Source organism: Microbacterium sp., from assembly GCF_040394595.1.
GTDB lineage: Bacteria > Actinomycetota > Actinomycetes > Actinomycetales > Microbacteriaceae > Microbacterium.
The window spans coordinates 24,203-44,414 of record NZ_JBEBSA010000003.1 but is presented as its reverse complement, the minus strand read 5'-3'; the positions used below and the strand labels follow the sequence as shown (position 1 = coordinate 44,414).

At 67.5% G+C, this 20,212-nt stretch carries 18 protein-coding genes; 9 read left to right on the top strand and 9 right to left on the bottom strand.

The window, feature by feature from the left end; translation table 11 throughout:
- The 4 genes from ABWO84_RS05345 to ABWO84_RS05330 all read left to right on the top strand — a co-directional run bounded on the left by ABWO84_RS05345 (window position 1) and on the right by ABWO84_RS05330 (window position 5,569).
- A complete protein-coding gene (locus ABWO84_RS05345; RefSeq protein WP_353113307.1) occupies window positions 1-936 on the top strand; it encodes an ABC transporter permease in 936 nt (311 codons plus the stop codon).
- Window positions 933-2,861 carry an ABC transporter ATP-binding protein gene (locus ABWO84_RS05340; protein ID WP_353113305.1) on the top strand — a complete coding sequence of 643 codons (1,929 nt, stop codon included), beginning with the start codon at window positions 933-935 and terminating at the stop codon, window positions 2,859-2,861. Before ABWO84_RS05345 ends, ABWO84_RS05340 begins: the two co-directional genes overlap by 4 nt.
- Before the next feature lie 117 nt (window positions 2,862-2,978).
- Window positions 2,979-4,691: an ABC transporter family substrate-binding protein gene (locus ABWO84_RS05335; RefSeq protein WP_353113303.1), complete on the top strand. Its 1,713-nt coding sequence runs from the start codon at window positions 2,979-2,981 to the stop codon at window positions 4,689-4,691.
- A 101-nt stretch (window positions 4,692-4,792) separates the two neighbouring features.
- Window positions 4,793-5,569 (top strand): alpha/beta fold hydrolase, encoded by a 777-nt coding sequence (locus tag ABWO84_RS05330; protein ID WP_353113301.1) that lies wholly within the window; start codon window positions 4,793-4,795, stop codon window positions 5,567-5,569.
- On the opposite strand, the gene ABWO84_RS05325 is transcribed toward ABWO84_RS05330, so the two are convergent.
- Both ABWO84_RS05325 and ABWO84_RS05320 read right to left on the bottom strand, forming a co-directional pair.
- A complete protein-coding gene (locus tag ABWO84_RS05325; protein ID WP_353113299.1) occupies window positions 5,522-6,733 on the bottom strand; it encodes an MFS transporter in 1,212 nt (403 codons plus the stop codon). The two genes, ABWO84_RS05330 and ABWO84_RS05325, sit on opposite strands and share 48 nt — an antisense overlap.
- Window positions 6,730-8,088, bottom strand: coding sequence for a GH1 family beta-glucosidase (locus ABWO84_RS05320; protein ID WP_353113297.1), 1,359 nt, complete (start codon window positions 8,086-8,088; stop codon window positions 6,730-6,732). Before ABWO84_RS05320 ends, ABWO84_RS05325 begins: the two co-directional genes overlap by 4 nt.
- Before the next feature lie 242 nt (window positions 8,089-8,330).
- On the opposite strand from ABWO84_RS05320, the gene rpsT reads away from it, so the two are divergent.
- A complete protein-coding gene (rpsT, locus tag ABWO84_RS05315) occupies window positions 8,331-8,591 on the top strand; it encodes a 30S ribosomal protein S20 (protein ID WP_353113295.1) in 261 nt (86 codons plus the stop codon).
- Between the two features lie 66 nt (window positions 8,592-8,657).
- Here the strand turns inward: rpsT and holA are convergent, their stop codons facing one another.
- The 6 genes from holA to ABWO84_RS05285 form a co-directional block, all read right to left on the bottom strand.
- Entirely contained in the window at window positions 8,658-9,704 is a 1,047-nt protein-coding gene (gene holA / locus ABWO84_RS05310; RefSeq protein WP_353113293.1) for a DNA polymerase III subunit delta, read from the bottom strand.
- 56 nt (window positions 9,705-9,760) lie between these two features.
- On the bottom strand, window positions 9,761-10,960 hold the full coding sequence (locus ABWO84_RS05305; protein WP_353113291.1) for a M20 metallopeptidase family protein: 1,200 nt from the start codon (window positions 10,958-10,960) through the stop codon (window positions 9,761-9,763).
- A 25-nt stretch (window positions 10,961-10,985) separates the two neighbouring features.
- A complete protein-coding gene (locus ABWO84_RS05300; RefSeq protein ID WP_353113289.1) occupies window positions 10,986-12,410 on the bottom strand; it encodes an MFS transporter in 1,425 nt (474 codons plus the stop codon).
- Window positions 12,411-12,440: 30 nt separating this feature from the next.
- The gene (locus ABWO84_RS05295; protein WP_353113287.1) at window positions 12,441-13,007 is read right to left on the bottom strand and encodes a TetR/AcrR family transcriptional regulator; all 567 of its coding nucleotides are present in this window, start codon (window positions 13,005-13,007) and stop codon (window positions 12,441-12,443) included.
- Window positions 13,008-13,060: 53 nt separating this feature from the next.
- Window positions 13,061-14,671 (bottom strand): ComEC/Rec2 family competence protein, encoded by a 1,611-nt coding sequence (locus tag ABWO84_RS05290; RefSeq protein ID WP_353113760.1) that lies wholly within the window; start codon window positions 14,669-14,671, stop codon window positions 13,061-13,063.
- A gap of 63 nt (window positions 14,672-14,734) precedes the next feature.
- Window positions 14,735-15,118, bottom strand: coding sequence for a hypothetical protein (locus ABWO84_RS05285; RefSeq protein ID WP_353113285.1), 384 nt, complete (start codon window positions 15,116-15,118; stop codon window positions 14,735-14,737).
- A gap of 152 nt (window positions 15,119-15,270) precedes the next feature.
- Here ABWO84_RS05285 and ABWO84_RS05280 point away from each other — a divergent pair, with 152 nt between their 5' ends.
- The gene (locus ABWO84_RS05280) at window positions 15,271-16,893 is read left to right on the top strand and encodes a DUF6119 family protein (protein WP_353113283.1); all 1,623 of its coding nucleotides are present in this window, start codon (window positions 15,271-15,273) and stop codon (window positions 16,891-16,893) included.
- A 73-nt stretch (window positions 16,894-16,966) separates the two neighbouring features.
- The gene (locus tag ABWO84_RS05275; protein WP_353113282.1) at window positions 16,967-18,520 is read left to right on the top strand and encodes a recombinase family protein; all 1,554 of its coding nucleotides are present in this window, start codon (window positions 16,967-16,969) and stop codon (window positions 18,518-18,520) included.
- A 587-nt stretch (window positions 18,521-19,107) separates the two neighbouring features.
- On the opposite strand, the gene ABWO84_RS05270 is transcribed toward ABWO84_RS05275, so the two are convergent.
- Window positions 19,108-19,515 (bottom strand): helix-turn-helix transcriptional regulator, encoded by a 408-nt coding sequence (locus ABWO84_RS05270; protein WP_353113281.1) that lies wholly within the window; start codon window positions 19,513-19,515, stop codon window positions 19,108-19,110.
- A 197-nt stretch (window positions 19,516-19,712) separates the two neighbouring features.
- Between ABWO84_RS05270 and ABWO84_RS05265 the strand changes: the two genes are divergently transcribed.
- Together ABWO84_RS05265 and ABWO84_RS05260 are read left to right on the top strand one after the other, a co-directional pair.
- On the top strand, window positions 19,713-19,991 hold the full coding sequence (locus ABWO84_RS05265) for a hypothetical protein (protein WP_353113280.1): 279 nt from the start codon (window positions 19,713-19,715) through the stop codon (window positions 19,989-19,991).
- Window positions 19,991-20,185 carry a hypothetical protein gene (locus tag ABWO84_RS05260; protein ID WP_353113278.1) on the top strand — a complete coding sequence of 65 codons (195 nt, stop codon included), beginning with the start codon at window positions 19,991-19,993 and terminating at the stop codon, window positions 20,183-20,185. Before ABWO84_RS05265 ends, ABWO84_RS05260 begins: the two co-directional genes overlap by 1 nt.
- Window positions 20,186-20,212: the final 27 nt, after the last annotated feature.

Below are 20,212 nucleotides of genomic sequence, written 5' to 3'. Positions count from 1 at the left end.
ATGACCGACTCGATGATCGACCCCGCGGTCCAGCCGCCCGTCGGCCCCGACACCACCGCCGAGCGCACGGTGGGCAAACCGCTCTCGAAGTGGACCCTCTACCGTCGCCGCTTCATGCGGAACAGGCCGGCGGTCGCCGGAATCGTCATCTTCGTGCTGCTGGTGCTGTTCGCCATCATCGCGCCGATGCTGTCCCCCTACTCCCCCAGCGACCTCGACTTCCTGAACCTCAACACCGGCCCGAACGCCGACCACTGGTTCGGAACGAACAACGCGGGCAACGACACCTTCACGCAGACCGCCGTCGGCCTGCAGCGCTCGCTGATGATCGCCGTCACCGTCTCGGTGGGCACGACGATCATCTCGGCGCTCGTGGGCACCGCGGCCGCCTACTTCGGCGGGTGGACCGAGCGGATCATCCTGCTCGTCATCCACTTCATGATGGTCGTCCCCAGCTTCCTGCTGCTCTCGATCATGTCGAACGACGCGGGCGGCGACTGGCGCGTGATCTCCCTCGTGATGATCTTCGTCGTCGGCTGGTACTTCCCGGCCCGCGTGATCTGGACGATGGCCCTCTCCCTGCGCGAGCGGGAGTACGTGCAGGCGGCCCGCTACATGGGTGTCCCCGGCTTCAAGATCGTCGTCCGGCACCTTCTTCCCAACATCGGGTCGCTCCTGGTGATCAACTTCACCCTCGGCGTCGTCAACGCGGTGATGTCCGAGACCGGCCTGTCGTTCATCGGCTTCGGTGTGAAGATCCCCGACGTGTCGCTCGGCTCGCTCATCGGCGAGGGCAGCGGCTCGATCAGCAGCGCCTGGTGGCTGTTCGTCTTCCCCGCTCTCGCGCTGACCCTGCTGACCGTCTCGATGGCCCTCGTCGCCGACGGCCTGCGCGACGCCCTCGATCCCACTTCGGCGGCAGGAGGCCGCGCATGAGCACCGTACTCTCCGTCCGAGACCTCAAGGTCAGCTTCGCCTCCGAGGCCGGCCGCGTCGACGCCGTCCGCGGCGTCTCCTTCGACCTGGAGGCCGGCCGCACGCTCGGCATCGTCGGCGAGTCCGGCTCCGGCAAGTCCGTCACCTCGCTGGCCATCATGGGCCTGCTCGACGACAACGCCAAGGTCACCGGCTCGATCGTGTTCGACGGCCAGGAGCTGCTGGGCAAGAGCGACAAGCAGATGTCGGTCATCCGCGGCAACGGCATGGCGATGGTCTTCCAGGACCCGCTGACGTCGCTGACCCCGGTCTACACGATCGGCGACCAGCTCATCGAGGCGCTCACCGTGCACCGCAAGCTCTCCGACGAGGAGGCGACCGCCCGGGCCATCGAGCTCATGCGCCTGGTGGGCATCAGCAGCCCCGAGAAGCGGATGAAGTCGTTCCCGCACGAGTTCTCCGGCGGTATGCGCCAGCGCATCGTCATCGCGATCGCGATGGCGAACAACCCCAAGCTCATCATCTGCGACGAGCCGACGACCGCGCTCGACGTCACGATCCAGGCGCAGATCCTCGATCTGATCGAGAAGGCCCAGGACGAGACGGGCGCGGCGGTCATCATGATCACGCACGACATGGGCGTGGTCGCACGCACCGCGGACGACGTGATGGTGATGTACGCCGGCCGTCCTGTCGAGCATGCGTCGGCGGACGAGCTGTTCCACCGCACGCGGATGCCGTACTCGATCGGCCTGCTCGGCGCGATCCCGCGCGTCGACAAGGCGGTCAAGGAGCCGCTGGTGCCGATCAAGGGCAACCCGCCGCTCCTGATCGATCTCCCGGACGCCTGCCCCTTCGCCTCCCGCTGCCCGATCGCGATCGACGCGTGCCGCACGCGCGAGCCCGACCTCGTCGACATCGCCACCGGCAGCGGCGAGTTCCACCAGGCCGCCTGCATCCGCGCCGATCAGATCGACAACGACGGCCTCATCGGCGGCCTTCCGGTCTATCCGGTGCGCGAGCTCCCCGAGAGCTCGCTGACGAAGACGCCCCGCGAGGAGCGCCCGGTGACCCTCGAGGTCAGGAACATGGTCAAGACGTTCCCGATGCTCAAGGGCGCGCTGTTCAAGCGCAAGGTCGGCGAGGTGCAGGCCGTCAAGGGCATCAGCTTCGACGTCCGCGAGGGCGAGACGATGGCCATCGTCGGCGAGTCCGGCAGCGGCAAGACCACGACCCTGCTGCAGATCATGGACTTCGTCACGCAGGAGGACGGCGACATCATCATCGGCGGCACCAGTGTCGCCGACATCCGCAACATGCGCGCCGAGCGCGCGCTGCGCCGCGACATCCAGATCGTGTTCCAGGACCCGATGGGCGCGCTCGACCCGCGTCTGACCGTCGCGGACATCATCGCGGAGCCGCTGCGCACGATCGGCAAGACGAAGGCGGAGGCCCAGGCCCGCGTCGAGGAGCTCATGGAGCTCGTCGGCCTCAACCCGGCGCACCGCGACCGCTTCCCCGGCGCGTTCTCCGGCGGTCAGCGGCAGCGCATCGGCATCGCCCGCGCGCTGTCGACCAACCCCAAGATCGTCGTGCTCGACGAGCCGGTGTCCGCGCTCGACGTGTCGATCCAGGCGGGCGTCATCAACCTGCTCGACGAACTGAAGGTGAAGCTGGGACTGTCGTACCTCTTCGTCGCGCACGACCTCTCCGTCGTGCGGCACATCGCCGACCGCGTCGCGGTCATGTACCTCGGCGAGTTCGTCGAGCACGGCGATGTGGACGACGTCTTCGACAATCCGCAGCACCCCTACACCCAGGCGCTGCTCTCGGCGATCCCCGTTCCGGACCCGAGCATCGAGCGCACCCGGCAGCGTGTGGAGTTCGACCCGGCGACCATGTCCACGAGGCCGGTCTCGATCTGAGGAAGCCGCGGGTCACCGTCCGATAACAGTTGGGCGGCATTGACCCGCGGAGTCCCCACCGCGGGGAACTCCGCAACTATTCTCCCTAATGACACGCCGCAAGGCGAAAGGAGCACCATGAAGCAGCAGAAGCTGATCGGGACGCTGGCGATCACCAGCGTCCTCGCACTCGCCCTGGGCGGGTGTGCTGCCACCGGCGACAACGGTGGCGGCGACAAGGGTAACGGCGGAGACAAGGGTCCTGAGACCAAGGCCGCCGACTACAACCCGCAGCCCCGTGAGAACCTCAAAGAGGGCGGCAAGGTCAACTTCCCGATCAACCAGATCCCGGAGCAGCTGAACGCCTTCAACAGCGATGCCACTGCCGACACCGCTCGCATCGCCGCCTGGTACATGCCCCAGGTCATGCTGATGAAGCCCGACGGCACGCCGTACAAGAACGACGCGTACCTCGACGAGTGGAAGCAGGAGGTCAAGGACGGCAAGACCGTGCTGACCTTCACCTTCACCAAGGACGCGCACTGGAACGACGGCACGGACATGGACTGGACGGCCATCGACGCGACGTGGAAGGCCAACCGCTCTTCGGAGGACGGCTTCAACCCGAACGCGACCGACGGCTACGCCGACATCGAGTCCGTCAAGCAGGGTGACACCGCGAAGACCGCCATCGTCACCTTCAAGAGCGAGTTCGCCTGGCCGCAGATGCCGTTCCTCACGGGCGTCATCCACCCGAAGCTCGCCGAGGTGAAGAACTTCAACGAGGCGATGATCAAGAACCCGCACCCGGAGTGGGGCGCCGGTCCGTACACGATCAACAAGTTCGACGCGAACGCGCAGTTCGTCTCGTTCAAGCCGAACCCCGAGTGGTGGGGCGACAAGCCGCTGCTCGACGAGGTCACCTTCACGGGCATGGACGCCCAGGCCTCGATCAACGCCTTCAAGAACGGCGAGATCGACACCGTCGGCGCCAACACCAAGGACCGCCTCGCACAGCTCGCGGACGTCAAGGACACCGTGACCTACCGCGCTCAGCAGACCGCGAAGACGATCATGATGATCGACTCGAAGAAGCCGAACCTCAGCGACGTCAAGGTGCGCGCGGCGTTCGTCAAGGCGATCGACGTCGAGCAGCAGAAGAAGATCGCGTGGAACGGCCTCGACTACAGCGAGGCGCCCACCGGCTCGCTGTCGCTCTACCCGTTCCAGGACGGCTACAAGGACTCCTTCAAGACCGCCGGGTTCGTGCACGACCCCGCCGAGGCGAAGAAGCTCCTCGACGAGGCCGGCTGGAAGGAAGGCAAGGACGGCTACCGCGAGAAGGACGGCAAGACGCTCGAGATCGTCTACCCGGTCTTCAGCGACGACCCGACCCAGTCCGCCCTCGCGAAGGCGCTGCAGGCCCAGGAGAAGGAGGTCGGCATCAAGCTGACCATCGACGTCCGGCCCTCCGCGAAGTTCGCCGATGACCTGAACACCAAGAACTGGGACGTCATCGGCCTCCGCCTGACCGACTCCGACCCGTTCGGCGTCGCGTGGTTCTGCCAGATCTACTGCTCGGACTCGGGCCTGAACACCTCCGGTGTCGGCACCCCTGAGTTCGACAAGAAGATCAAGGAGATCCAGGCGATCAGCGACCCGAAGAAGCAGATCGAGGCCGCGATGGAGTACGAGCCGACGATCCTCAAGCAGTGGGGCATCATCGCGCTGTACAGCGGACCGTCGATCACGGTCGCGAAGAAGGGTCTCGCCAACCTGACCCCGGAGCCCTACGTGGGCCTCGACCTCTTCGGCGTCCAGCCGGTGGAGAACGTGGGCTGGGAGAAGTAAGAACTCCTCGTTCTGATCCTCAGCGGGGTCGGTGGTTCGCCACCGGCCCCGCTGTCGTCGTCCTGGGGAGCACGCGGGGGAACGGCGATTACCCTGGGAGCATGACCCCCCACGTCGTCCTCGTGCACGGCATCCGCACCTCGGCGACCATGTGGCGAGCCCAGCAGGAGCATCTCGGCGCGATCGGCGTACCGGTCACCGCGGTCGACCTCCCCGGCCACGGGTCGAGGATGGCCGAGGACTTCACCCTGCACGAGGCGCTGCACACCATCGATGCGGCGGTGCGCACGGCGGCCGCATCGGCACCTGTGCTCCTCGTCGGGCACTCGATGGGCGGCCTGCTCTCGCTCGCGATCACGGGCGGTGAGAAGCCTCCGCCCGTCGCCGCCCTCATCGCGGCCTCCTGCACCGCGCTCCCCCGCGGTGCAGCACTGGCCGCCTACCGTCTGATCGCCGGGGCGATGGACGCGCTACCGGATCGCGGCGCCTGGATCGCGGAGCGGATCCTCACCGCCACCATCCCCGAGGACACCAGGGCCGACTTCGGGATGGGGGGCTTCGCCCTCGACGCGCAGGATCCGGCGCTGCGGAGTCTCTCCGCCCTCGACCTGGAGTCGTCCGTCGCCCGCATCGACGTCCCCCTGTGGTTCGTCAACGGGCAGTACGACCAGCTCCGCGTGAACGAGGGGCTGTTCCGTCGGCTCGCCCCGCACGCGGAGCTCATCGTGGTCCCCCGAACGACCCACCTCGTGACCGCGATGCGTCCGCGGGTGTTCAACGCCGTGCTGGACCTCGCGCTCGCGACCATGCGGGTCCCGGAAGAGATGGCGTCACGGACGCGGACGCGCGACACCGGTGAGCAGTCCGCCGGCGACTGAGAGCACCGCCGCCGCCGCCCAGACCAGCCAGAACCCGCCGACCAGCGCGACGAACGCCGCTCCGAGCATCGGTCCGATCAGCTGGCCGAGCGCCGCGGTCACGTTGACGATGCCGAGATCGCGGGCGTGATCCTGCTCATCGGGAAGCAGATCGGTCGCGAACGCGAGTCCGACCGTGGAGAAGGCCCCGTACCCCACCCCCATCAGCGCGGCCGCCACCATGGTCATCTCGAAGGTCGGCACGAGCACGATGGCGAGACCAGACGCCGCCTGCACGAACGCGGCGACGACCGTCAGGCCACGGCGCCGTCCCGTACGGTCCGACACGATGCCGGTGACCACGGACGCCGCGACGACGAACACCGTGTAGACGACGATGAGCAGCAGGAGGTTGTCCTGCGCGACGTCCTTCGGCTGCCCGAGTCCGTGCCAGAGGAAGAAGAGGAAGAGCCCGGTGCCGAGCGCGTTGCCGATGTTGGCGACGAGACGGCCGGAGAGCATCCAGGCGAAGTCGCGGTCCCGCAGCGAGGCGAGGCGGGGGCGCCCGGCCTTCGGCACGTCGATCTTCTCGGCCGGTGGATCGGGCAGCATCAGCGCGGTGGCGGTGCCGATCACGGCGATGATCCCGGCCAGCATGAGGTAGCCTTCGAGCACCGCGAGCCCCAGCAGCACCACCAGCCCCACTCCGAGCACGATGCCAACGGCCTGACTGGAGCCGACGGCCGAGGAGGCCGCTCCGCGCTGCGACGGCGGGAGCTGGTCGGCGATGAGCGCGGTGAACGATGCGGAGGCCACCGCGATGCCGACGGAGACGCCCACCCAGGCGGCGCCGACCGCCCAGGGCCCCTCCGCGAAGCCCGTCAGCACCAGGCAGACCGCGGTGAGCCAGACGCCGATGAGCGCCCACGGGCGCCTGCGGCTCCGCCCTTCGCCCGCGCGGTCGGAGAGCGCGCCCGAGAGCGGTCCGGCGACGATGCCCGCCAGCCCGCCGATCCCCAGCACGAGCCCGGAGGACACGACGCCGCGGATCCAGTCGTCGTGCCCGGTGTCGAGCTGCTCGGGCAGCAGCAGCTGCACCGGGGTGAGCTGCACCGTCCAGAGGGCGAGCCAGGCCAGGGTGAAGAGGATCATCCAGCGCGCACCGACGCGCGTCGTGGCGGTCACGCGGTGACCTCCGCCGCGCGACGGGCATCGGTGATGAGGTTCCGGTACCAGTCGTAGGAGGCCTTCGGCGTGCGCTCCCCCGTCGCGAAGTCGACGTGCACGAGTCCGAACCTCTGGGTGTATCCGTCGGCCCACTCGAAGTTGTCCAGGAGCGACCAGACCGTGTACTCCTCGACGTCCACGCCGTGGTCGATCGCCTCGGCCACGGCGGCGATGTGTCCGGCGAGGTAGGAGATCCGGTCGTCGTCCTCCACCCGGCCCGCCTCGTCCGGCTCCGGGAAGGACGCGCCGTTCTCACCGATGATCACCGGTGGCAGCCCCGGATGGCGTCCGGCGAGATCGATCAGGAAGTCCCTCAGCGCCCCCGGCATGATCGGCCACTCGGGTCCGAACCCGGTGAAGGGCACGCCCGGCGTCGGCACGATGTCGAACGGGATCTCCCCCGCCGACGCGGTGACGGTGGTCGGGTTGTAGAAGTTGATCCCGTAGAAGTCGATCGACGACGAGATCGCTTCGAGGTCGCCGGGATGCACGGGCATCGCAGGGAGCCCGAGCGCATCGAGGTCGGGATAGACGCCCGCGAGCAGGGGCTCGCTGAACACCCTGTTGTGCACGAGGTCGTACAGCGCCACCGCCTGGTGGTCCTCGGGCGTGTCGTTCAGGGGCAGCACGCGGGTGTGGTTGTTCACCAGCCCGACTCGGCCGGCTCCCCGGGCCCGGAGCGCCTCGGCGGCCAGCGCGTGCGCGAGGAGCTGATGGTGCACGGTCGGCAGGGCGCCGAACAGCAGCTGCCTCCCCGGTGCGAGCTCGCCGGTGCCGTACCCCTGCAGCGTCGTCATCGCCGGCTCGTTGAGCGTGTACCAGTCGACCACCCGGTCGCCGAGGTGGTCGCCGACGATCGCGGCGTAGTCCGCGAAACGCTGGGCGGTGTCGCGGGAGAGCCAGCCCCCCGCCGCTTCGATCGCACTCGGCATCTCCCAGTGGTAGAGCGTCGGGAAGGGCGTCACGCCACTCGCCAGCAGGTCGTCCACGAATCGCGAGTAGTGATCGAGGCCCGCCCGGTTGAGCGGCCCGGAGCCGTCCGGCTGGATGCGCACCCACGGGATGGAGAAGCGGTAGCGATCGACGCCGAGCCCCGAGGCCAGCGCGACATCGTCCGCCGTGCGGCGATAGCTGTCGCACGAGGGCTCGGCGTCGGAGCCGTCCTTCACAGCGCCGGGAGCGTCCACGAAGTCGTCCCAGATCGATCTCCCGCGCCCTTCCGCGGTGCGGGCCCCCTCGATCTGGAAGGCCGAAGTAGCGGTCGACCAGCGGAAACCCGCGGGAAAGGGGCGGGTCGTAAGCTCGGGTCGCATGCGTCCTCCTCGACGTCTCTGTCGGCGATATTCTCGATTGTGCACCGAGTACCGCCCGTGGCGCGACGGAGTGCCATGGATTCCCCGAAGATTCCTCCGTGCACGGCGCGTTTCGCGGCGGATGCCCCGGTGCTGGTAGACTCTCTTCTTGGCTTGCGTGTGGGTTCTTCCCTCACGACCGCCGCTCGGGCCCCTCTTCCCCGACGGCACTCCATCACTCATCCGAAAGAAAGCACCCGCACGTGGCAAACATCAAGTCGCAGATCAAGCGCAACAAGACCAACCTGAAGGCGCAGGAGCGCAACAAGGCCGTCAAGAGCGAGCTGAAGACCCTCGTCCGCAAGACCCGCGAGGCCGTCGTCGCCGGCGACAAGGAGGCCGCGGAGGCCGCCCTCAGCGCCGCGTCCGTCAAGCTCGACAAGGCCGTCAGCAAGGGCGTCGTGCACAAGAACCAGGCGAACAACCGCAAGTCGGCCATCGCCAAGCAGGTCGCGTCGCTCTGAGCGAAGACTTCTCCGGAAGCCCGTCCCGATCATCGGGGCGGGCTTTCGTCTTTCCCGTTGCTGTGCTCAGCCGCCGAAGGGCTCGCGGGTCGCGACGACCGAGATCATCCGCTCCAGGGCGAACACGGGATCGCGCGACGCGCCCTTCACCTCGGCGTCCGCGCGCGCGGTGGCCTGGATCGCCATTCCGAGCGAGCGCTCGTTCCATCCCGCGAGGTCGCGCCGTGCGCGATCGATCTGCCAGTCCTTCATGCCGAGCCGGGACGCCAGTTCACGGCTCGACCCCCGGAGGCCGGCGACCTTCGCCATGGTGCGGAGTTTCATCGCGAACGCCGCGACCAGCGGCACCGGATCGGCACCGGAGGCCAGCGCATGCCGCAGGGCGATGAGCGCCTCGCCGTAGCGTCCGGCGATCGCCGTGTCGGCCACCACGAAGGCGGACACCTCGACGCGGCCTCCGTAGTACTTCGCCACGACCTCGTCGGTGACGTCGCCCTCGACGTCGCCGATCAGCTGCTGGCAGGCCGCCGCGAGCTCGGTCAGATCGTCGGCGAAGGCCGACACCAGGGTGCGGAGCGCGGTCGGGGCGATCCTCTTCTTCGCCGCGCGGAACTCGCCCGCCGCGAAGTCGACACGGTCGCCGTCGCGCTTCACCGCGGGGCACGGGATCTCGATGCCGTCGCCCTGACCTGCGCGCACGGCGTCGAGGAGCTTCTTCCCCCGTACGCTCGCGCCCGTGTGCCTCAGCACGACCGTGGCGCCCTCCTGAGGAACGGAGAGGTAGGAGACGGCTTCCTGGATGAACGCATCGGTGGCCTTCTCCACGCCCGCGACGCGCACGAGACGGGGCTCCCCGAACAGCGAAGGCGACGTGAGAGCCAGCAGGGTGCCCGCCGCATAGTCGTCGGCGCGGACATCGCTGACCTCGAGAGCGGGGTCCTCGGCGCGCAGGTAGTCGCGCACCCCGGCGATCGCCCGCTCGGCGCAGATCTCCTCCGGGCCGGAGACCAGCACGATCGGTGCCGGGCGCGGTTCGCGCCAGGAGACCTGCGTGATCTTCACGCCCTTCGCCGCCGCTCCGGAGCCACGGGCGGAGGAACGGGGAGCAGCCATGCTCTCAGCCTAGCGGCGGCCGCCGACAGACCGCCCGCTCCCCGCCCCCTCGATGCTCAGCCCGCGAGCGACGCCAGCTTCCGCCAGGCCAGGGTCGCCAGCGCGGCCGCCTGATCGCCCAGGACCTCATCGTCGAAGAGCACTCTCGGCGAGTGGTTGAACTCCGCGGTGGCGAGGTCCACGTCCGGCGGCGTGGTCGCGAGCATGATGAAGGTCCCGGGGACCTCGTTCAGCACGAAGGAGAAGTCCTCCGACCCCATGCCGGGGTCGGGCAACGTCTGCACGCGCTGATCGCCGAACTCCTCGCCGAGCCAGGCGAGCGTCTCCTCCGTCGCCCCGGGGTCGTTCAGCGTCACCGGGTAGAGCACGTCGAACTCGACCTCCGCGGTCTGGCCGTGCGCGGCGGCGATGTGCTCGGCGAGCCTCGGAGCCTCCTCCTGCACGCGACGGAGGGACTTCTCCGACAGCGTCCGCACTGTGGCGCGGAGCGTCGCGGTCTCGGGGATCACGTTGACGGCGTCGCTGCCTTCGAGCTGCGTCACCGAGAGGATGATCGGGTCGAAGGCGTCGAAGCGCCGCGTGACGAACGTCTGCAGAGCGAGGATGATCTCCGCGGCGACGGGCACCGGGTCGAGCACCTGGTGCGGCTGAGAGCCGTGACCGCCCCGCCCGCGCACCGTGACCGTGAGCTGGTTCGAGCCGGCCGCGACCGCTCCGGGTCGCGTGACGAACATCCCGCGCGGGCCAGGGGCGACGTGGATCCCGTAGGCCGCGACGGGTCTGCTCCCCGAGGCGTCGAGCAGCCCCTCGTCGATCATGACCTTCGCACCGCCGTACCCCTCCTCACCGGGCTGGAACATGAAGATCACATCGCCCGCCAGCTCCTCCCGGTGAGCGGCGAGCAAGCGCGCCGCGCCGACGAGCCCCGCGGTGTGCAGATCGTGGCCACAGGCGTGCATGCGCCCGTTGGCCGAGGCGTAGGCCAGTCCGGTCTGCTCGACCACCGGCAGCGCGTCCATGTCCCCCCGCAACAGCACGGACGAGCCGGGCCGCCCTCCGTGCAGCACGGCGACGATCGACGTGAGGCCCTCCCCCGTCGTGATCTCGAGTCCGAGCGGCTCGAGATCACGCAGCACCCGCTGCTGCGTCTCGGGCAGCTGCAGGCCGAGCTCGGGGTTCGCGTGGAGATCGCGCCGCAGGGTCTGCAGCTCCGGCAGGATCGCGGTCGCCTCGGCGGCGAAGGCGGGAGTGGTCATGGTTTCTCCTCTTCGATGGTTCGGGTCAGTGGGCGGCGGCGGCCGCGGTCTCCGGCGCGTCGGCCGCCGAGTCTCCGCGCGGCAGGAACAGCAGCGCGAGGAAGCAGACGACGAACGCCGCTCCGCAGAAGGTCCAGATGGCGATGTACCCGCCGATCGACGAATGCGTCGTACCGGGCACCAGGGCCGCACCGAGCATCGCGGCGAAGATCGCGCCCGCGAGCGAGCCGCCGAGCGTGCGCAGGGAGTTGTACACCCCCGTCGCGATACCGGTGGAGTCTGCGGGCGCCAGCTCCGCGAGGCGGGCCGGGAGCGCGCCGAGCAGCAGTCCGTAGCCGAGGCCCTGCACCACCGCGGCGACGAGGTATCCGGCGAGCGATCCGTGGAGCGGCAGCACGAGGAAGTTCCCCACCGCGGACAGGACGGCACCCGAGAGCAGCACGGTCCGGATGCCGATCCTCGCCGCCAAGAAGCTGAAGATCGCCGCGCCGACCGTGGCGAGGATCGTGATCGACCCGATCACGAGCGAGATCACGCCGGCGCTGGCCGAGAAGCCGTAGCCCTCGACCTCGGTCCGGGAGCCGAGGAACGTGGAGATCGGCGCCTGGGCACCGAACATCACCATGCCGAAGCACAGCGCCGCGAGGTAGATCGGCCCGACGCGACGGGATACGACCAGCCGCACATCCACCGCCGGAGCGGCCGAGCGGAGCTCCCAGACCACCCAGAGTGCGAACACCACGACGGCGACCCCGAGCAGCACCAGCGTGGAGGGCGCGAGGAAGCCGGCGGTCCCGGCGTTGCGGAGACCGATCAGCGCCGCGATCATGAACACCGCGATGCCCGCGAAGCCGAGGTAGTCGATCCTGGTCGCGGTGCGCGATGACGACTCGGGGACCTTGAAGAACACGGCGTAGGCGGACACCAGCACGAGGACGACCGGCGCGAGCATGGTGATGGTGATGTCGGGCGAGATCAGCGAGATGCCGCCCGCGGCGAAGGTGCCGAGGATCGCGCCGCCGGTGAGGAAGGTGACGAGGAACCCGATCGCCTTGCGGGCCTGGTCGCCGGTGATGCGATTGTGCACGAGCGCGATCTCCAGCGGCAGCCAGACCGCCAGCGGTCCGACGAGCACGCGGCCTGCCAGAACGACCGGATAGCTGGGCACGAGCGCCGTGATCAGCGTGCCGACGAGCACGGACACGATCGCGATCCGGAGCAGTCGGCGGTGCCCGAAGATGTCCCCGAGCTTGGAGAGCAGCGGCACGCACACGGCGGCCGCGAGCGTCTGCACCGTGAGGAACCAGGTGATGTCGGCGTCGGTGACGCCGAGGTGGATCGCGAAGTCCTTCAGCAGGGGCGGGTAGAACCCCTGCGTGAAGCCGCTGGCGAGCTCGCAGAAGATGAGGAAGCCCACGACGCTGCGGGCTCGGGTGCCGGCGATGGGCATGCCGGTCGTTTTCGGGTTGTTCACGGTGGGTCAGGTCTCCGGGGTCGGGTGGAGCGGCGGGGTGCGGATGAGCGCGTCGATGACCGCACGGTAGTGCCCGGCGGTGACGCGGTGGCCCTTCACTGTCTGGTGGTACAGGGTGAGGCCTGCGACGGTGTCCAGGATGATGTCCAGCGCCGCATCGGAGGGGAGCTCCCCGCGGGCGATCGCCCGTTCGAGGATGCGGACACCGGCGTCGCGCCGGTGCGAGAGGAAGCGCTCCCAGATGAGCGGGAACACCTCGGGGTCGAAGAGCACGAGGCCGATCGCGCGGCTCTCGGACGAGGACTGTGTCTCCTGGTTCTGCTGCGCGTGCAGGAGGAGGTCCTCGCGGACGGAACCCGTGTCGGGGACCTCGCCGAGAGCGGCCACGTGGACGATGGCGGCGGCGACCAGGGACGCCTTGTCGGGGTGGCGGCGGTAGACCGCGGACTTGCCACACCCCACGGCACGGACGATGCGGTCGATCTTCAGACCCGCGTAGCCGTCGCGCACCAGCTGCGTGCGCGTCTCGGTGAGGATGCGCTCGGTGAGCTCCTCATCCGTCGGACGCCCCATTGCCTCACGATTCTGAGCCATACGGGGAACTTATGGGACGAACCGTCCGTATGTCAAGGAATCGGCGGCGAAGAACCGACCTCGCCGCGCTCGGCCCAGACGGCGAGCCCCTCCGGGCGGATCCCGACGAGGACACGCCCGTGCAGATCGGTACGGAGCACCGGGATCCCCTCCGCGGCCAGGAAGGCGAGGGTCTCGCTCCTCGGGTGCCCGTAGCGGTTCCCCTCGCCCACCCCGATCAGTGCGAGCCGAGCGTGGAGTGCGGCGTAGAGACGCGGATCCTGGTCGCGACTGCCGTGGTGGGAGACCTTGACCACCGCGTACGACCCCCGGACCCGCCCGCTCGCGAGGAGCGGCGCCTGCGACGCCGCCGACAGATCGGCGAGGAAGAGGGAGCGCGGAACACCGCCTCCCGAGAACTCGACGACCACTCCTGCGTCGTTGCCGGGCGGGAAGGCCGAGGAGGCTGCGGAGGGCCAGAGCACCCGCCAGGACGCGCCGCCCAGCTCACCGTGGACACCCGCCGCGCCGAGGACGATCCGCGCGCCGCCGCCGGCGAGCTTCCCCAGCAGACGGAGGTCGTCCTGACCGGATTCCGGACCGTGGAGCACGGTGGACACCCTCCCCTCCAGCGCGGCGGCCCCGCCGGCGTGATCGAGGTCGAAGTGGGTGAGCACGAGCAGATCCACCCGGCCGACCCCGAGCCCGGACAGGCAGGAGGCGAGCGCGGCGGGCTCCGGTCCGGTGTCGATCACCGCGATGCGTCCCTCCGACCTCACGACGAACGCGTCGCCCTGGCCGACGTCGCATCCGGCGATCGCCCAGTCGCCCGGCGCCGTCATGCCCGCCAGCGGGCCGCCCAGGAGGACGCGCGCTCCGGCGAGGGCGAGGAGGACGCTCATCGTCAGTGCCGCGGAGAGCCGGAGCCACCGGCGCCGAGGCCGGATGATCAGGACGGCGACGGCGGTGTCCAGCGCCGCGATCACGAGCGCCGTCACAGGACCCACCGGCACCGCCGCGGTCGCCCCGGGCCACGACGACGTGGTCGTCGCCGTGGCGGCGATCCATGCCGAGGGCAGCCAGGCCACCGCGGCGAGCAGGTCGGCGAGGGGCGGCAGTGGTGCCGCGAGACAGGCGAGCAGCCCGATCACCGTTGCGACCGGCGCGGCGGGCTCGGCCAGCAGGTTCGCCGCCACCCCGATCACGGACTGCTGCGCCGAGAACAGCGCGATGATCGGCCCGCAGACGAGCTGCGCGGACAGCGGGACGGCGAGGAGGAACGCCGGGGTCCGCGGCATCCAGCGCGACAGGCCGGTCGCGAGCGGACGCGACAGCAGGAGGAGCGCAGCGGTCGCCGCGGCGGAGAGCGCGAACCCCGGAGAGGTCGCCAACCACGGATCGGCGAGCAGGATCACCGAGACGGCGAGGGCCAGCATCGCGACCCCCGCCCGGGGGCGACCGAGGAGGAGGGTGATCATCGCGAAGGCAGACATGACCGCGGCGCGGACGACGCTCGGCTCCGGCGTGACGAGCACGACGAAGGCGGCGAGGGCGGCCAGCGAGACGACGACCCTCGTCCGGCGCCCGCCCCCGCAGATCGCGACCAGCCAGAACGCCGCCGCCACGACGATCGCGCAGTTGGCTCCGCTGACTGTAACTTTCAGTGGTGGGTCGAATAGTTCCTGATCAGCTGTGTTTTACGTGGCTGCGGGGCCCCAGTTTGGACCCTACTCAAGCACTTCGACGCCGACCATGCGGAGCGCCTCGAGCGTGGCTGCGGTCAGATCGACGCTCGTCAGCTCACCACTTGGCGCGACACTCTCCCCGAGGATGAGCGCTGGACCATTGATCGTGTCGTCGGGGTAAAGACCGGCATGGAGGCGATGAGCGATCTTCGTTGCGAGCAGGTTCGTTGCAAGCCCCTTGCTCTTGCCGGACTCGTCGATCCACAGCACCGATTCTCCGTCGAGGTCGAGTGCCTGGATCATTGCCCCATCGAGCACGCCGCTGATTCCAACCGGAGCACCGACTGCGATGAGACGCAACGTAGCGACGGTGTCCCCTGGAGTGATCAAGAGTCCGCGAACGACCTCCGGCTTCGACGTACTCATTGCTTCATCCTCGCACCTTGTCTTACCCCAGTCGTGCGCCCGTGTCGCGGCTACGCACCAACCCGGAAGTGATCAGCAGACCATCACGTAACGTAAGGGTCTCGCCACGCGTGCCAGAACGAGTCTTCACCCCGTGCGTGGTAGCAAGAGGCATGGTGCAGATTGTCGCAACGAAGCGCACGACCCTCTATCGGATGCTAGATGGATGCACGCTCGAGACCGGGCTCACTCCGTCGCGCCGGGAATCGGACGACAACTTCGAAGTCACCGATCTCAAGGTTGACGGGCGGTCGGCGCGGCTTGTGGCCGGGTCGATTACTACGAACACGAAGTGGGCGACCGATTTGAAGCTCCTCACCGGGAAGTCAGTCCAGCTCACGAACCGCTCCCCCGGTGCCGCGTTGCTGATCGAAGACGACAACCAAACGATCTGGGCCGTCACCTGGGGTACGGGGTTTCATTTCCTAGACCAGGATCAAATAGATTTCGGCTTCGGCTCAGGCATCGTTGCCAGGTCCGCGCTCCCGTCTGAAGTGAAGTCTCTGACGAAGACCATCCTCGACCACCGAGCACGCGTGGATCGCAGCTCGATGCCCAACGGAAGTACGATCCGGGATCTGGGCGTCGACGGCTACGGCGAGGTCGTCAGCAGAATCGAAGCGAAGGCGAAGATCAGCGCGTTGAGCGTGGGCGACAAGGTCGTGCAGCTGAGCGCCGCCGACTCACTGAAAGTTCCACTCGCAAAGTCGGCGCGGAATCTACTTTCCGACCTCAACGTTCTAGATGAGCTTTCACGTCTGCCCATCCTTCCAGGTCTCGAAAGTCTCGAACAGCTCGTCGCGTTGAAGACCAGGGACAGCCGTGTTGCCGCGCTCGACGACAAGCTTGCCGATGCACTTCACAGCGGCTTGACGCATCGCCTAGGCGTCTCCTGGCCGCACGAGCGCCTCGATAGTCACGGCCCCGCTATGAGCGTCAAGGTCAACGGACTCGGAGACCGGAAGCGGCGATTCTTCGATCAGGCTCCAGACATTACCGAAGTCGTCGAGTGGTTCAGAGCGGTTCCACGCGAGGCGATCCTCGATCGCCTCAAGTCGGTGAAGCTCGAACTCCATAGCGAGGCGGAACCACAAGGACACACGCTCGTCTCAACCCCCGTGTCGCTGCGGCGATGGCTAGCCTTCGAAGTCGAAGAAGATGGCCAGCGGTTCTGCCTACACGATGGCAACTGGTATCGCATGGATGACCAGTACCTTGCCCGTATCGACGAGCGCGTACGAGAGATTCTGGCTGAGCCGCCCTCTCTGACGCTGCCGCCTTGGGGCGACGAGCACGAGGCTGTCTACAACCAGCGGGCTGCTGCTGCTCTCTCCGGCATCTGCATGGACAGGAAGCTGATCACCACACCGCTGCATTCGCGCGGTGGGATCGAACCGTGCGACATCTTCGTCTCCCCGGGAACGTTGATTCACGTGAAGCGGGGCCGTGGATCGGCGGACCTCAGCCACCTTCTCGCGCAAGGTCTAGTTTCGACGGATGCGTTGGCGCGTGACGAGAATGCCCGCCTGGCTTGGAAAGCTCGCATTGCGGAAGAGAGCGGCGGAGCGGTCTCGTCTGCCGAGCTCAATGAAGTCATACTCGCAATCGGCTCTGACAAGCCCGTGACGGTAGACACGCTATTCACGTTCACGAAGGTGAACTTGGTGAAGCAGTTCGACGCACTTCGCTATCTCAACGTGAAGGTACATGTGGCGACGATCGGTCGCCCCTCATAGTACGAGGCCGGCCACGACATTGACGACACTGACCGCGCCAAATATGGCGTGTGAGGTGGCTAGCATCGAAGCCATGCCGGCCAACCATGACCCGCGATTCCACGCCGCTGATGATCCTCTGCTCGCGCGCGAGTACCTACGAGTGTCGCAGGACCGCTCAGGCATCCAGCGGTCACCCAACGAGCAGCACGACGACATGGCGGCCTTGGCTGAACGTCGGGGCTGGAAGCTCGACCCTCGTCAGTACCGCGATCCTGACCGCAGCGCGAGTCGCTACGCCCGGAAAGAGCGCGAGGGCTTCACGGCGCTCATGGAAGACCTCGAGAGCGGCGCATTCGACGCTGATCTGCTGGCCATGTGGGAGTCGTCGCGCGGTACCCGCAAGACGTCGGAGATGATCGAGCTCGCCGAGCTTTGCGCAAAGCGCGGCGTGCGTATCTGGGTATACACCCACGACCGCATCTACGACCCGCAGAACTCACGTGACCGCAGGTCACTGCGCGAAGACGCATCTGACTCCGAGTACGAGAGCGACAAGAACAGCGCTCGTGCACTCCGGTCTGCGCGTGCAAACGCCTATGACGGGCGGCCGCATGGGAAGAATCTCTACGGCTACAAGCGGGTGTACGACGACGTCACGAAGAGACTCGTGAAGGTGAAGAAGCATCGCGCACAGGCCGCCATCGTCAAGGAAGCCGCGAATCGGGTACTCGCGGGCGAGTCGTTCTACGCGATCGCCGCTGATTTCAACAAGCGGGGCATCGAACCGCGCCGGCCGAAGCGCAGCGAGAAGACCAAGGATAAGGGCTGGACCGCTGTCGCCGTGAAACAGATGTTGACGATGCCGGCGTACGCGGGGCTCCGTCAGCACCAGGGCGAGATCCTCGACAAGGTCGAGGTGACGTGGAAGCCGATCATCAAGCCAGAGAAATGGCACAAGCTGCAGGCTGTGATGCAGTCACGCGGCCGTAGACGCACGAACGACTGGCCGGCGGCACATCTGCTCTCGGGGATCGCCATCTGCGGCGTGTGCGGCGCTGGGATGATCGTCGGGAAGCAGAACGCTGGACGGAAGCAGTACGACGAAGATGGTGCGCTCCTCCCCCGCAAGACCTACACGACGTACGTGTGCCGTGGCACGCCTGGGAAGACCGGCTTCCACGTCGCGATGCGCGAGGCACATCTTGATCTCGCGGTCTCCGAGGCGGTGTTCGCGCGGCTCGGCATGCCCGACTTCCTGGCCCGCATCAACCAGGCGGAGGGGCACGTCGATGACGAGCGTGCGGAGCTGCTCGAGACCATCCGGAAGCATCGCGAGTACCTTGACCAGGTCCGTGAACGGGCGTCGGAGGAGATGAACCTGACCCTGCTGTTCGATCAGGAGGCGCGCGTGAAGCCGAAGATCGACGCCGCGCAGCAGAAGCTCGAAGCTCTGGCTGCCACCGACCCTCTCGTTGTCAGGCTCGCGGATTCGGATGACATCGAGGCCACGTGGAAGACGTTCTCGCTGCCCGAGCAGCGCCAAGTAGTACGGAACCTCGTCGTCGTGGAGATCGACCGCGTGAGCCCCGAGGACAAGGGCAAGAAGGGTCTCAACCTGGAGCGGCTGCGCTTCACCTGGCTCTGAGGTCCCTATGCGTTCTCCGAACACTGCCGGGGGCGGTCAATCGTGGGGGTGCGGGAGCTCCGATGGAGCGGTCGACGGAGTTGAGCGCCGGTGCCTGGCTCAGATCGGCCTCCGGCCGACGATGTCAGGCGGTGGGGCGTGAGGGCTGGGAAGCGAGTGCTGCAGCGCCACGTCAGCCAATAGGCGTGTGCACGCTCTTGCGTGTCTGACGCAGTCCTCGGGGAGCCGAGCATGAAGCCGGCCAGCGCAGCGGCCGGATCAGGCAGGCACCGGGCTCCGCCCGGCCGCCCATGTCAGCCAAGGAGGCGGGATGAGGGGGCGCTGGGTGTGTGTTCCACGGTTCCAAGGCACCGGTGGAACATGCGAAATCCCTGCTCAGAAGCTGATTCACATATCCTGTTCCACTGTTCCACCCTTTTCTCAAATTAAGATATGGAATATATACGTCTTCCTCCCACGTGCACGCATATATCTAAAGTGAGAAAAGGGTGGAACACTGGCCCAGCCTAGCTAAACTGTCAGCTGACCAGGGATTTTATATGTTCCAAGGCGTGGAACATCCGTGGAACACCCCTCCGATCCACCCCTCACTGAGCGCCTCGCGCCGCCTCCAGCGCCTTGATCCGCCGCTCGATCGCCCTCTGCGATGCCCGCGACTCGTCGAGATCCTGCCGCGCCTGCATCTGACGCTGGTACTCCATCGAGAGATCTCGCTGCAGCTCACCGATCTCCTCATCGACGGCGTCACCGACAGGCAACAGCTCGATGCCGATCTTCAGCACTTCGGCGATAGCGACAGCTTCGTTGAGCCTGACCGCCCGATCCCCTGTCTCGATCTTCGTGATGGCCGTCGGTGAAAGCTGTTCTCGCAACGCGACCGAAACAGCTTGAGCGAGCGACGCTTGGCTGATGCCGAGCCGCTTGCGCGCCTCTCTCATCCGCAATGCGAACGCTTGCTCGGGCGTCGAGGTCGGACCTGCCTGCTGATCTCTCATACTTCTAATCTCTCATATTTTGCTCAACTTGCGCTTTTCGCAACACCTCGATAGGCTTGAGTTATCAGGCACCGAACGTGAGTAGGTGCCGACACCCCACGGGATCGCAGGATCCGTCGTGAGGCGACCGGATCAGATTCGGGCTGAGCTCCACCTCGAGGTAGTGGAGACACCATCTCGATCTCCGGGAGCCCGACATGGATCACCCCACGGCATTCACTTCCGCCGACGCCACACCTTGCACCGCTGAAGCCAGCGCTTCACCCGCCACCTCTGCGTCCGGCGATTTTCCTCTCGAGCGCCTCTACGCACTGAGCGACCTCGCCGAGTACGGCTACGGCTCCGCACAGAACCTGCGCCTGCGGATCCTTGCTGGCAAGCTGCCCGGCGTGCGCGTCGGGTCAGTGTACAAGATCCGTGAGAGCGACCTGCACCTTCTTGCTGTGCCGGTTGTCCCGAACGTCGAGGCCGCCTGATGGGTGCCTCGGCTCGCAAGCTCCGTCCTGTCGTGCTCACGCGCACGACCCGTGGTGACGTCGACCTCAAGCAGTGGGCACGCGGTATCGCCGCCAGCGCCTCACCCATGAGCGACGACCGGTTCGCGCAGGTCTCTGCGCCGTTCCTCAGTGCTGCTCGCGCGCAGCGGCAGAACGTCACCAAGGCCGCATAAGCGGCTCTCCCCCACACATACAAGAAA